The organism is Xanthomonas sp. PPL134 (assembly GCF_040595915.1).
In the GTDB taxonomy this organism is placed as follows: Bacteria; Pseudomonadota; Gammaproteobacteria; order Xanthomonadales; family Xanthomonadaceae; genus Xanthomonas_A; species Xanthomonas_A indica.
In genome coordinates, this window is the sequence record NZ_JAMDLL010000022.1 from 34,804 (window position 1) to 47,226 (window position 12,423).

11 protein-coding genes are annotated in these 12,423 nt (G+C 70.3%); 7 read left to right on the plus strand and 4 right to left on the minus strand.

What is annotated here, in order from left to right:
- The first annotated feature begins 23 nt into the window (after window positions 1-23).
- From folB to M3U25_RS20165, 6 genes are all read left to right on the plus strand, one after another.
- Window positions 24-377 (plus strand): dihydroneopterin aldolase, encoded by a 354-nt coding sequence (gene folB, locus M3U25_RS20140; protein WP_355503663.1) that lies wholly within the window; start codon window positions 24-26, stop codon window positions 375-377.
- Entirely contained in the window at window positions 374-1,693 is a 1,320-nt protein-coding gene (locus M3U25_RS20145; protein ID WP_355503661.1) for a mechanosensitive ion channel domain-containing protein, read from the plus strand. Before folB ends, M3U25_RS20145 begins: the two co-directional genes overlap by 4 nt.
- A gap of 79 nt (window positions 1,694-1,772) precedes the next feature.
- On the plus strand, window positions 1,773-3,221 hold the full coding sequence (locus M3U25_RS20150) for a circularly permuted type 2 ATP-grasp protein (protein WP_355503659.1): 1,449 nt from the start codon (window positions 1,773-1,775) through the stop codon (window positions 3,219-3,221).
- A complete protein-coding gene (locus M3U25_RS20155) occupies window positions 3,221-4,162 on the plus strand; it encodes an alpha-E domain-containing protein (protein WP_010341632.1) in 942 nt (313 codons plus the stop codon). Before M3U25_RS20150 ends, M3U25_RS20155 begins: the two co-directional genes overlap by 1 nt.
- Before the next feature lie 253 nt (window positions 4,163-4,415).
- Window positions 4,416-6,593, plus strand: coding sequence for a glycoside hydrolase family 3 N-terminal domain-containing protein (locus M3U25_RS20160; RefSeq protein ID WP_355503657.1), 2,178 nt, complete (start codon window positions 4,416-4,418; stop codon window positions 6,591-6,593).
- A 182-nt stretch (window positions 6,594-6,775) separates the two neighbouring features.
- Window positions 6,776-7,921 carry a PQQ-dependent sugar dehydrogenase gene (locus M3U25_RS20165; protein WP_355503655.1) on the plus strand — a complete coding sequence of 382 codons (1,146 nt, stop codon included), beginning with the start codon at window positions 6,776-6,778 and terminating at the stop codon, window positions 7,919-7,921.
- Between the two features lie 207 nt (window positions 7,922-8,128).
- Here the strand turns inward: M3U25_RS20165 and M3U25_RS20170 are convergent, their stop codons facing one another.
- Entirely contained in the window at window positions 8,129-8,437 is a 309-nt protein-coding gene (locus M3U25_RS20170) for a hypothetical protein (protein ID WP_242081352.1), read from the minus strand.
- Window positions 8,438-8,605: 168 nt separating this feature from the next.
- Here M3U25_RS20170 and M3U25_RS20175 point away from each other — a divergent pair, with 168 nt between their 5' ends.
- On the plus strand, window positions 8,606-9,109 hold the full coding sequence (locus M3U25_RS20175; RefSeq protein WP_355503653.1) for a hypothetical protein: 504 nt from the start codon (window positions 8,606-8,608) through the stop codon (window positions 9,107-9,109).
- Between the two features lie 125 nt (window positions 9,110-9,234).
- On the opposite strand, the gene M3U25_RS20180 is transcribed toward M3U25_RS20175, so the two are convergent.
- The 3 genes from M3U25_RS20180 to M3U25_RS20190 form a co-directional block, all read right to left on the minus strand.
- Window positions 9,235-9,732: a hypothetical protein gene (locus M3U25_RS20180; RefSeq protein ID WP_160945701.1), complete on the minus strand. Its 498-nt coding sequence runs from the start codon at window positions 9,730-9,732 to the stop codon at window positions 9,235-9,237.
- Between the two features lie 87 nt (window positions 9,733-9,819).
- Window positions 9,820-11,118, minus strand: a complete 1,299-nt coding sequence (locus M3U25_RS20185; RefSeq protein ID WP_355503708.1) for an APC family permease — start codon at window positions 11,116-11,118, stop codon at window positions 9,820-9,822.
- Window positions 11,112-11,930 (minus strand): L,D-transpeptidase family protein, encoded by an 819-nt coding sequence (locus M3U25_RS20190; protein WP_355503651.1) that lies wholly within the window; start codon window positions 11,928-11,930, stop codon window positions 11,112-11,114. Before M3U25_RS20190 ends, M3U25_RS20185 begins: the two co-directional genes overlap by 7 nt.
- Window positions 11,931-12,423 lie beyond the last annotated feature (493 nt).

A 12,423-nucleotide genomic window follows, 5' to 3' on the forward strand; every position in this document is an offset into this window, starting at 1 on the left:
CCATTCCCCAATCCCGGCTCCTCATGGATAAAGTCTTCATCGAAGGTCTGGAAATCGACGCGCTGATCGGCATCTACGATTGGGAGCGGCGGATCCGGCAGACGCTGCGCTTCGATCTGGAAATGGGCTTCGACAACCGCAAGCCCGCGGCCAGCGACGACATCGCCGATACGCTCAACTACAAGGCGGTGAGCAAGCGCCTGGTGGAACTGGTCGAGCAGTCCGGCTACGGGCTGGTGGAGACGCTGGCCGAGCGCTGCGCGGAAGCGGTGCTGAAAGAATTCGACGTGCGCTGGTTGCGGCTGAAGCTGAGCAAGCCGGGCGCGGTGCGCGGGGCGCAGGCGGTGGGGGTCATCATCGAGCGCAGCCGCGCATGAGTGTGCAGGCGTTGCTGCCGTTCGCCAGCGCCTCGGCGGCGCTGCTGCCTGACGCGGCGTTCTTCGCCGACCTGCAGCACACCCTGGCGCCGTATCCCTGGGCCTACGACGCGATGGTGATCGTGGCGCTGCTGCTGGCGGCGTGGCTGGCCAACTGGGTGACCAAGCGGATCCTGCTGCGCGGGCTGCGGCGGGCACTGCGCGCCACCGTGCTCAGCGACAAGGAAGTGAAGCTGAGCGTGATCCCGCGCCTGGCCAACGTGATCCCGGCGCTGGTGCTGTCGTTGGGCATCGGCGCGGTGCCGCATCTGCCGGCGGCGATGGTCAGCGTGGTGCGCAACGTCTGCGCCGCCTTCATCGTGCTGACCGTGGCATTGGCCTTGTCGCGCGTGCTGGACCTGCTCAACCACGTGTACGAGCGGCGCCCGGACGCGCACAACAAGCCGATCAAGGGCTACATGCAGTTGCTCAAGATCGTGCTGGGCGTGGTCGCGGCGGTGCTGATGGTGTCGGTGCTGGTGGACAAGTCGCCGGTGATCCTGCTGTCGGGTGTGGGCGCGATGATGGCGGTGCTGATCCTGGTGTTCCAGGACACCCTGCTGTCGCTGGTGGCCAGCGTCACCATCAGTTCCAACGACATGGTCCGCGTCGGCGACTGGATCGAGATGCCGCAGCAGAACGCCGACGGCGACGTGATCGACATCGCGCTGCATACGGTCAAGGTCCAGAACTGGGACAAGACCATCACCACCATCCCGACCAAGAAACTGATCAGCGACTCGTTCAAGAACTGGCGCGGGATGAGCGAGGCCGGCGGGCGCCGGATCAAGCGCGCGCTGTACCTGGACCAGCACAGCGTGCGCTTCCTCGACGCCGCCGAGATCGAGCAGATGCGGCAGTTGACCGTGCTGCGCGAGTACATCGACCGCAAGCGCACCGAGCTCGACGCCTGGAACGGCGCGCTGGCCGAGCGCGGGGTGGCGCCGATCAACGGCCGCCGGATCACCAACCTCGGCACCTTCCGCGCCTACGTCGAGCACTACCTGCGCGCCAGCCCGCACGTGCGCCAGGACATGACCCTGCTGGTGCGGCAACTGGAGCCGGGCGCCAACGGCCTGCCGCTGGAGGTGTACTGCTTCGCCAACGACACCCGCTGGGCGATGTACGAGCAGATCCAGGCGGACCTGTTCGACCACCTGCTGGCGATCCTGCCCAACTTCGACCTGCGCGTGTTCCAGGCCTCCAGCGACGCGATGTTCATGGACAGCGCGCGCATCCGCCGCGCCCCGGACACCGTCCCGCCGCCGGCGGCTTGACGGCCGTCACGACTGCGGGCATGTTGCGGGACAACATGCCGGCGCCTTTCGCCGCCGGCCCACAGCAACAAGGGGCGCGATGGACTGGAGCAAGTACCGCACGGCCACCTTCGACGAGCTGATCCAGTCCGATGGGCAGCCACGTCCGGCCGCGCGCCGGGTCATCGAGTACCTGTCCAGCCTCAGTGGACGCGAATTGTCCGAACGCCAGCTCGCCGCCGATGTCGCCGCGCGGGTCATGGGCATCACCTTCACCGTCTACTCCGACGGCCGCAACGTCGACCGCACGCTGCCGTTCGACCTGATCCCGCGGGTGATCCCGCTGCACGAATGGCAGCGCACCGAGGCCGGGCTGAAGCAGCGCATGCGCGCGCTCAACCTGTTCATCGGCGACATCTACGGCGCCCAGCGCATCGTCAAGGACAAGGTGTTCCCGGCGATGCTGCTGGAGCACTCGGTCAACTTCCGCCCGCAATGCGTGGGCATCACCCCGGCACTGAGCGTGTGGGCGCACGTATGCGGCTCGGACCTGGTGCGCGACGCCGACGGCACCCTGTACGCGCTGGAGGACAACCTGCGCATCCCCAGCGGCGTGTCGTACATGCTCGAGAACCGCATGGTCGCCAAGCGGGTGTTCCCGGAGCTGTTCGAGACCAGCGCGATCCTGCCGGTGGACGACTACCCGGCGCAGCTCTACGACACCCTGGCGGCGCTGTCGCCGCGCCCCGGCGACCAGCCGGTGATCGCGTTGCTGACCCCGGGCATCTTCAACAGCGCCTACTTCGAGCACGCCTACCTGGCGCAGGCGATGGGCATCGAACTGGTCGAGGGCGACGACCTGTTCGTGGCCGACGACGACTGCACCTACATGCGCACCGTGTACGGGCCGCGCCGGGTCGACGTGATCTACCGCCGGGTCGACGACCTGTTCCTGGACCCGGAGGCGTTCCGCGCCGATTCGGTGCTGGGCGTGGCCGGGCTGATCCGCAGCTGGCGCGCCGGCAAGGTGGCGCTGGCCAATGCGCCGGGCGCCGGCGTGGCCGACGACAAGGTGGTGTTCGCCTACGTGCCGAAGATGATCCGCTACTACCTGGACGAGGAGCCGATCCTGCCCAACGTGCCCAGCTACCTGTGCCACGACGACAAGGACCGCCAGTACGTGCTCGAGCACCTGGACGAACTGGTGGTGAAGCCGGCCAACGAGTCCGGCGGCTACGGCATGCTGATCGGCCCGCGCTCGACCACGCGCCAGCGCGAGCAGTTCCGCAAGCTGATCCTGGCCGACCCGCGCAACTACATGGCGCAGCCGACCCTGGGCCTGTCCACCGCGCCGATCGTGACCGAGGCCGGGCCGGCGCCGCGGCACCTGGACCTGCGCCCGTTCATCCTCTCCCGCGAGGACGTCTACGTGACCACCGGCGGGCTGACCCGGGTGGCGATGGAGGAGGGCTCGCTGGTGGTCAATTCCTCGCAGGGCGGCGGCGCCAAGGACACCTGGGTGGTGGACCTGGACGAGGAGCTGGACTGATGCTCTCGCGCGTCGCCGACAACCTCTACTGGTTCAGCCGCTACGTGCGCCGCGCCGAGACCACCGCGCGGCTGGTCGGGGTGGGCAGCCTGCTGCAGCTGGACCTGCCGCGCTCGGTGCGTTTCGCCTGGCGGCCGATGATCGACACGGTCGGCGCCGGCGAGATCTTCGCGCTGTGGTTCCCCAATGCCGGCGACGACGTCGGCGATGCCGACGTGGTGCGCTTCCTGCTGCTGGACGAGCGCAATCCGTCCTCGCTGCGCAGCTCGGTGCGCTACGCCCGCGAACTGCTGCGCAGCATCCGCGACACGCTGCCGCAGGAGATCTGGGAAGCGGTCAACGACCTGCACCTGCACATCGACGCCAACGGCGAGCGCAGCGTCGGCCGCCGCTACCGCATGGAGTTCCTGTCCCATGTCACCGATGCCTGCCTGAAGGTGTCCGGGCTGCTGACCGCCAACGTCAGCCGCGACATCGGCTTCCAGTTCCTGCGCCTGGGCACGGCGATCGAGCAGGCCGACATGACCACGCGCATCATCGATGCCGGCGCCTCGGGCCTGATCACCCCGCGCCAGGCCGACGACCGCGAGGCCTACCAGGCCATGCAGTGGATGAGCGTGCTGCGCGCCCAGGCCGCCTACCAGATGTACCGCCGCCACGTGCGGCAGCGCGTCACCGGCGAGCAGGCGCTGCGCTTCCTGCTGCAGAACAACGATTTCCCGCGCAGCGTGCAGTTCTGCCTGGTCCGCGCCCAGCACATCCTGCCGACCATGCCGCCGCGGCCGCCGGTGGAGCGCGCGCTGATGCGGATCAGCGGGCTGGTGCGCAATGCCGACCCGGCCTACCTGGCCGCGCACAACCCGGCCGGGTTCATGGACGAGATCCAGACCCACCTCGGCCACCTGCACAACGCCATCGCCGAGGCCTACTTCAGCTCCTGAGTCGCCGCGGGCGCCGCCGTGCCTGTGGCCGGCGGCCGCGATGCGGCCCTTGTGAGGCGGGGCATCTCGGCCGTGCCATCCCGTTGCTCCCCCTATGCGGCATCCGTCCGCAGGCGTATGGTGCGCGGCGGCCGGGGCGCACCCGGTCGGTAGACAGTTTTCTGAATAGGCGATTCCGGCGCCGGAACTTGCCCCATCGACTGGCCGCAGAGCTAGAATTGGCGGCTATGTAAACGTTTTCTCAAAGGACCCCATGGCTTCGGATCGTATCGAATCGCTCATCGCCCGCATGACCGTCGAGGAGAAGGTCGGCCAGCTCGGCGTCTTCGCCGACATGGTGCGCCCGTTCGCCCCGGACGTGAATCCGGAAGCCAACGTCCGCAATGCCGACGAGGTGCTGCAGCAGGTGCGCGCCGGCCGGGTCGGCTCGCTGTTCAACGGCGTCGGCGCGGAGCTGGGACGGCGCATCCAGCAGGTGGCGCTGGAGGAGAGCCGGCTGGGCATCCCGGTGATCCTGGCCGCGGACGTGATCCATGGCATGCGCACGGTGTTCCCGATCCCGCTGGGCGAGGCCGCCAGCTTCGAGCCGGACCTGGCCGAGCGCACCGCGCGCGCCACCGCGGTCGAGGCCACCGCCGCCGGCATCCATTGGACCTATGCGCCGGCGGTGGACATCGCCCGCGACCAGCGCTGGGGCCGCGGCGCCGAGGGCGCCGGCGAAGACGTGGTGCTGGGCTGCGCCTTCGCCGCCGCACGCGTGCGCGGCTTCCACGGGCCGGACCTGCGCGCCGACGATGCGCTGCTGGCCACGCCCAAGCACTTCGCCGCCTATGGCGCGGTCGCCGCCGGCATGGAGTACGCCAGCGTCGACATCGCCCCGCAGACCCTGCGCGACGTGCACCTGCCGCCGTTCCAGGCCGCCCTCGGCGCCGGCGCGCTGAGCGTGATGACCTCCTTCAACGACATCAACGGCGTGCCGGCCAGCGCCAACCACGAGTTGCTGACCGAGATCCTGCGCGGCGAATGGAAGTTCCCCGGCGTGGTGATCTCCGACTACACCGCCGACATGGAGCTGATCGCGCACGGCTATGCCGCCGACGAGCGCGACGCGACCAAGAAGGCGTTCCTGGCCGGCATGGACATGAGCATGCAGAGCGGCTTCTACGCCGCGCACCTGCCGTCGCTGGTGGAGGACGGCGAGGTGCCGATGGCGCTGCTGGATGCGGCGGTGCGCCGCGTGCTGGAACTGAAGGAGGCCATTGGCCTGCTGGACGATCCGTACCGCTCGCTGGACCCGGCGCGCGAGGCCGACCAGTCGCACATCGCCGCGCACGATGCGCTGGCGCGCGACGCGGCGCGGCGCTCGATCGTGCTGCTGAAGAACGACGGCCCGGTGCTGCCGCTGCGCAAGCAGGGACAGAAGATCGCGCTGATCGGCCCGTTCGTGCAGGACCGCGACAACATCGAGGGCTGCTGGACCCTGTTCGGCGACAAGAGCCGCTACGTGACCCTCGAGGCCGGCGTACGCGCCGCGCTGGACGACGCGCAGGCGCTGACCGTGGTGCCCGGTTGCGCGCTGGAAGCGCCGCTGGACGGCGGCATCGAGGCGGCGGTGGCCGCTGCGCGCGCCGCCGACGTGGTGGTGCTGGCGCTGGGCGAGCCGCAGCGCTACAGCGGCGAGGCGCAGTCGCGCACGCAGATCGTGCTGCCGCCGGCGCAGCAGGCGCTGGCCGAAGCGGTGGCCGCCACCGGCACGCCGCTGGTGGTGCTGCTGCGCAACGGCCGCGCGCTGGCCCTGCAGGGCGCGGTGCGCGACGCCGCGGCGATCGCGGTGACCTGGTACCTGGGCACGCAGACCGGTCCGGCGGTGGCCGACGTGCTGTTCGGCGACTACAACCCGTCCGCGCGCCTGCCGGTGAGCTTCCCGCTCGATGCCGGGCAGCAGCCGTACTTCTACAACCACCCGCGCACCGGCCGGCCGGAATTGCCGACGATGAGCGAGTTCAAATCGCGCTGGCGCGAGGTGCCGAACGCGCCGCTGTATCCGTTCGGCCATGGCCTCGGCTACACCCAGTTCGCCTACGGCGCGCCGCAACTCGACCGCACCCAGGTCGGTTGGGACGACACCCTGACCGTGACCACGCGCATCGACAACGTCGGCGAGCGCGAGGGCGAGGAAGTGGTGCAGCTGTACATCCACGACCGTGTCGCCAGCCGGGTGCGCCCGGTGCGCGAGCTGAAGGCGTTCCGCAAGGTGCGGCTGGCGGCGGGCGAGGGCATGGAGGTCAGCTTCACCCTCGACCGCCACGCGCTGGCCTTCACCGGCCGCGACGGACAGTGCACGGCCGAGCCGGGCATGTTCGACCTCTGGGTGTGCGCGTCCTCGGCCAGTGGCGAGCCCGTGGCCTTCGAGCTGCTGCCGCAGGGCTGATTGCGGCGTCGCGGCGTCGCGGCAGGGCCTGCCGCCGCCGCGGCGACGTTCTTGAATAGGCGACGTGTCTACCGGACCCGTCGCCGTGGCGTGACCGCGGCCACGCCCTGGCCGCGGCATGCTTGCCGTGCACATGGGGTCTGCTAGGTTCGGGATTCGACCCCAACCGATAGGTGCACGTCATGCAACGTACTCCCCTGGGTTTGGCTTGCGCGCTGGCCATGGGCCTGGCGATGTCCGCGGCACACGCCGCGCCCGCCGACAAGGCGGCCGAGCGGCGCGGCGACTGGCCGTTCTCGGCGACGCCGGTCGCCACCTTCAACGAACCCTGGGCGATGAGTTTCCTGCCCGATGGCAGCGCGCTGGTCAGCGAGAAGGGTGGCACGCTCAAGCGCATCGACCCGGTCAGCGGCCACACCGGCGCGGTGACCGGCGTACCCACCGTGGCGTACGGCGGCCAGGGCGGCCTGGGCGATGTGCTGCCGCATTCGGGCTTCGCCAAGAACGGCTGGGTCTACCTGAGCTACGCCGAACCCGGCAGCGGCGATACCCGCGGTGGCGCGGTCATGCGGGCCAAGCTGACGCTGGACAGCAACGGCGGCGGCGCTCTGTCGCAGCAGCAGGTGATCTGGCGGCAGCAACCGAAGGTGTCCGGCAACGGCCACTTTGGCCACCGCCTGGCGTTCGGCCCGGACGGCAAGCTGTGGATCAGTTCCAGCGAGCGGCAGAAGTTCGACCCGGCGCAGGACATGAGCGGCAACCTGGGCAAGATCGTGCGCCTCAACGACGACGGCAGCGTGCCGGCCGACAACCCGTTCGCCAACCGCGGCGGCGTCGCCGCGCAGGTGTGGTCGCTCGGCCACCGCAACGTGCTCGGCCTGGCCTTCGACGCCAACGGCCGGCTGTGGGAGCACGAAATGGGCCCGGCCGGCGGCGACGAACTCAACCTGATCCAGCGCGGCGCCAACTACGGCTACCCGATCGTATCCAATGGCGACCATTACGACGGTCGCCCGATCCCCGACCACAGCACGCGGCCGGAATTCGCCGCGCCCAAGGTGAGCTGGACGCCGGTGATCTCGCCGGCCGGCTTCGTCATCTACAACGGCAGCCGCTTCCCCCAGTGGCGCGGCAACGGCTTCATCGGCGGCCTGTCCTCGCAGTCGCTGGTGCGGATCGAGTTCAACGGCGAGACGGCACGCGAGGCCGCGCGCTACGACATGGGCAAGCGCATCCGCGAAGTGGAGCAGGGCCCGGACGGCGCGCTGTGGCTGCTGGAAGACGGCGCCGGCGGGCGCTTGCTGAAGTTGCAGCCGCTGGAGAGTTGAAGCACGCACCCGGCAGTGGCGGTTGCGCCGCTGCCGGGTGAGCGGCATGAGCGTGCGCTGGCGATGCGTCGGTTTCGCCGGCGCGTAGTGCCGTTAGGAACAACGCCGTGCTTCCCTCGTAGGAGCGGCTTCAGCCGCGACGCGCTTGCTCGGTAAAGCCCGTCGCGGCTGAAGCCGCTCCTACGATCGGGATGTGGCGCGTCCGCCTCAGTCGCCGTTGCCGGCACGCTCCCAGGCGCGGCGCACCGCGTGGCGGGCCTTGCTCCAGCTCAGGGTCTGCGAGCCTTTGTTGTTGTCCCAGTCGCGGTGCAACTCCGCTTCCACCTGCTCGTAGGCGCGGTTGAAGTCGCGGATGCGTGCCTCGTGGCCGGCGTGGTAGGCGGGCTCGTAGTCTTCGAAGCGCTCGCCTTCGCTGTAGTAGGGCTCGTCCGCGAAGCGATCGCGCCAATACTGCGAGACGCTGCTGCGGTCCTCGTCGTTGGGGGCGCGGCCGGGAATCTGATACGGAACGCTCATCGTGGGTCTCCGTTGCGGTGAATACGCTCCACGCTAGTCAGGCGCTCGTTAATCCTGTCCCTGCGCGGCGTGATCGCGGTATGAAACATTCATGCCTTCTGGCAGGCTGCGCCCGCGCGCGCGGTGGCTTACGATCCGCCGCTACACCCTCGCTTTCCGGCAGACCCCATGGCCGCCAACGGCATCGCCTTGCTGACCCCGTACCTGGCCACGGCCGGCGTCGGCTGGTTGTATTACCGGCGGATCCGCCGCTACTTCGGCCGCCAGCCCTGGCAACCGCGGCGCACCGGCGTGCGGCTCGGGTTCCTGCTGCTGGTCGCGGTCCTGCTGACTTGGCTGGCTGCGCAATTGCCCGCCGTGCGCCTGGGCATGGCGCTGGGTGCCGTGGGCGGTGCCGCGCTGGGCGCCTTCGCCCTGCACCACACCCGCATCGAGGTGCAGGACGGCGCGCGCTGGTATACACCCAATCCCTGGATCGGCGCCGCGCTGAGCGTGCTGTTGCTGGGCCGCCTGGCCTGGCGCTGGGCCAGCGGGGCGTTTGCCGGCGGCAGTGCGCAGACCCTGCAGAACGCCAGCCCGCTGACCATGAGCATCGCCGCGGCGTTGATCGCCTATGGGCTGGTGTACGCCGCTGGGCTGCTCGTGCGCATGCGGGCGTCGACGACCGCCTGATGGCCAGCGCGCGCCGGTTGCGGCGCCGTCGTGGTCGGTCTCCAGGCTGCGCAGACCATCGAGCGCCGCGCCTCGCGCGCGAGATCGGCCGCAAGCCGATCTGGTGTTCGCTCCGTGGCGCCGCGTCAGTGCGCGGCTGCCGCCGCTTCGTACGGCAAGGCCGTGGTGCCGGCCGCGCGCAGCGGGGCGTCGGCGGCGTCCAGTTGTTCCGGCTCGCCTTCGATCACCACCAGGATGCGGCCGGCCTCGATTTCCTCTTCGAAGTTGCGCCGCACCGGGTCCGGCACAGTCGACCCGACCAGGGCCGAGGACCAACTGCCGACCAGCGCGCCGGCAATGGCCATCACGCCGGCGCCGGCCAGGGTGATGCCCAGTGGCGGCACCGCGATCGCCGCCAGCCCGGCCAGCAGGCCCGCCGCGCCACCACCCAGGGCGCCGCGTGCGGCGGCCGGCACGGTGTCGGTCTTGCCTTCCTTGCGGTCGTCGGGGATGGCTTCCAGTTCGATGTCGCCGCGGGCGACCAACGACAGGTCGTCGTTGTCGACACCGGCGCTGCGCGCGGCCTGCAGCGCACGGGTGGCGGTGGGCAGATCCGGGGCACTGTAGACGCGGCGTCGTTTCATGGCGGGCGGCCCTTGCTGGCGGGCGTCCAGCCTCCGGGCGCTGGAGTTATCCGCGCGTGACCTGCGCGCAAGGCGGCGTGAAGGCGTTCAGGCCGCGTCCTTGCGCGGGAAGCGATAGAACAGCGCGCCGACCAGCAGCGCTACGCCCGCGGCGGCCAGGTTCTGCCAACTGGCGCTGAGCAGCAGCGCCAGCGCCAGCAGCAGCGCCGCCAGCGGAATCAGCGGCCCGCCCGGCAGCCGCAGCGCACCGGGCCGGTCGCGGTAGCGCCGTGCCAGCACCAGCACCGCCGCGGCGGTGCCGATGTAGGCGAACAGGCGGGTGACCATCGACAGCAGGGCCAACTGCACGAACGAGCCGGACAGGGCCAGCGCCAGCGACAGCACGCCCTGCAGCAGGATCGCCGCGGCCGGCGTGCGGAAGCGCGGATGTACCCGTGCCAGGAACGCCGGGCCATAGCCGTCCTTGGCCAGCGCGAACAGGAAGCGCGGCCCCAGCATCACCGTGTTGCTGGTGGTGCCGAGGATGGAGATGGTGGCGCCGACGGTCAGAATCAGTGCCAGCGCCTCGCCGCCGACGCCGCTGGCGGCGTCGGCCAGCGGCGTCGCCGATTGCGCCACGTTGGGCAGCGTGCCCTGCGCCACCACCTGCACCGCGGCATAGATCAGGGTGACGGTGACGATCATGGTGATCAGCGCGAACGGCACGTCGCGGCGCGGATTGCGGTATTCGCCGGCAGCGGCCGGGATGTTCTCGAACCCGGCGTAGGCGAACAGCAGCAGCAAGGCCGCTTCGCCAAGGTTGCCGACATCGCGCGGGTCCGGGGTCCTGCCCGAGAACGCCCACGACCAGTCCACGTAGAACACGCCGATGGCCACGAACAGCAGCAGCGGCACCAGTTTGCCGATCACCAGCGCCACGCCGGTGCGCGCGGCCGACTTCACGCCGATCACGTTGATCGCGGTGAGCAGGCCGAGCGAGCCGACCACGATGCCCAGGCGTGCGCCGCCACCGGCCGCGGCCGGCCAGAAGCGCACCACCGCATCGGCCAGGCCGTTGCTCAGCGCCGCCGCCGAACTGATCCGGGTCAGCCAGATCATCCAGCCGATCTCGAAACCGGCGAAGCGGCCGAACGCCTCGCGCGCATACAGATAACTGCCGCCGGGCTCGTCGAAGTAGCTGGCCGCCTGCGCGTAGCACAGCACCAGCAGGGCCACCGCGACGCCGGCCAGCAGCACCGCCCACAGGCTCAGCGGCCCGAGCAGGGCGGCGGTGGCCGCCGGCAGCAGGTAGATGCCGCTGCCGATCACGTCGTTGATCGACAGCCCGACGATCTGCCAGCGGCTGACCGCACGGACCAGCCCGGGCGCGGGCGCCTGGCTCACGATGCCGGCTCCAAGGCCGGCAGCGCCCAGTCGGCCTGCAGGCGCCGGTAGGCGTCGCGCGGCAGCAGCACGAACAGCGGCGCGGCCGATGGCCGCAGCCATGCCAGCAGCCCCTGCATGTCGGCCGGCTGCATCGCGGTGCAGCCGGCGGTGGGCGCGCCCGGCGCACGCCACAGGTGGGCGAAGATGCAGCTGCCGGCCCCCGGCGTGCCCTGCGCGTTGTGCTGGATGACGAAGCCCTCGCGGTAGCGCGTGTCGCCGGCGTGGCGCAGGTCCAGGCGCATCGGCTCGGTGGACCCGGCCACCGCGGCGCTGCCGACCTCCTTGGCATCGACGATGCGGTTGTACAGCGGCGAGGTGGGCACGTCGATGCAGTAGTTGCTTTCCTGCATCGCCTGGTAGGGCATGGCGCTGTCGATGCGCGGCGCATAGCCGAAGGCCTCGCCGATGGTGAACACGCCCGCCGGGCTACGGCCGTCGCCTTCGCGTTTCTGCGGGCCGTCGTCTTGTGCCGGATGCAGGCCCAGGCCCCAGGCACTGCCGTGGCGGCCGAGGCTCACGTCGAAGGCCTTGCCATGCGCGCGCCACCCCTGCGTGTCGCGCTCGAACGCCTGCAGCTGCCCCTGCGGGCTGTCCCAGTCCGGCGCCAGCACCAGGATCAGCTGCTGCGCGCGCTGCAAGGCGGGCACGGCGGCGCTGTCGGCGGCTATGCTCGGTGCGGCGATCAGGACGCACAGCAGGGCCAGGCCGATGCGCCAGGCGCGGTGGTGGCCGGCATGCAGTGGCGTGGCAGGGGACCGATGGAGCAGGGGCATGGGCATCTCCGGTGGCGGCATGGGCGCGAGGGCGCGCCTTGGGTGCAAGGTAGCGCAGTTGCGAGGCGGATGGCGTGCGCTGGTGCCGCCATCTCGGCCGACTGCTCGACCGATGAAGTGGTTGGCAGTGATGTGCGTGCTGAGGACGCATGGTCGGTGCGAGCAGTCTTGTCGCGTGATGGCCTGGTTCCGAAACCGGGCAAGACGACCCATGCCGTCGCCGTTGCTCCGGCTGTTGCTTTGGCTTTGGCTTTGGCTGTTGCTGTCGCTTTTGACTTGCCGGGTTCCCTTCCGAAGCGGCGGCCAGCCCGGGGAAAAACCCCGAAGGGGCGGCGCACAAGGACGTGCGCCGTTCGCGGCAGGGGCAGGATGCCCCTTCCGCGAATCCCCGGGCTGGACGCGGACCCGGAGCGCGTTAGCGCGGAGGGCGCGAGGCAGGGTGTGCTTTCTTTTGGTTACTTTTCTTTGCACAAGCAAAGAAAAGTGACTCGCC

Coding starts and splice junctions, on each gene's coding strand:
- folB (WP_355503663.1), top strand. CDS start 24: ATGGATAAAGTCTTCATCGAAGGTCTGGAAATCGACGCGCTGATCGGC.
- M3U25_RS20145 (WP_355503661.1), top strand. CDS start 374: ATGAGTGTGCAGGCGTTGCTGCCGTTCGCCAGCGCCTCGGCGGCGCTG.
- M3U25_RS20150 (WP_355503659.1), top strand. CDS start 1,773: ATGGACTGGAGCAAGTACCGCACGGCCACCTTCGACGAGCTGATCCAG.
- M3U25_RS20155 (WP_010341632.1), top strand. CDS start 3,221: ATGCTCTCGCGCGTCGCCGACAACCTCTACTGGTTCAGCCGCTACGTG.
- M3U25_RS20160 (WP_355503657.1), top strand. CDS start 4,416: ATGGCTTCGGATCGTATCGAATCGCTCATCGCCCGCATGACCGTCGAG.
- M3U25_RS20165 (WP_355503655.1), top strand. CDS start 6,776: ATGCAACGTACTCCCCTGGGTTTGGCTTGCGCGCTGGCCATGGGCCTG.
- M3U25_RS20170 (WP_242081352.1), bottom strand. CDS start 8,437: ATGAGCGTTCCGTATCAGATTCCCGGCCGCGCCCCCAACGACGAGGAC.
- M3U25_RS20175 (WP_355503653.1), top strand. CDS start 8,606: ATGGCCGCCAACGGCATCGCCTTGCTGACCCCGTACCTGGCCACGGCC.
- M3U25_RS20180 (WP_160945701.1), bottom strand. CDS start 9,732: ATGAAACGACGCCGCGTCTACAGTGCCCCGGATCTGCCCACCGCCACC.
- M3U25_RS20190 (WP_355503651.1), bottom strand. CDS start 11,930: ATGCCCCTGCTCCATCGGTCCCCTGCCACGCCACTGCATGCCGGCCAC.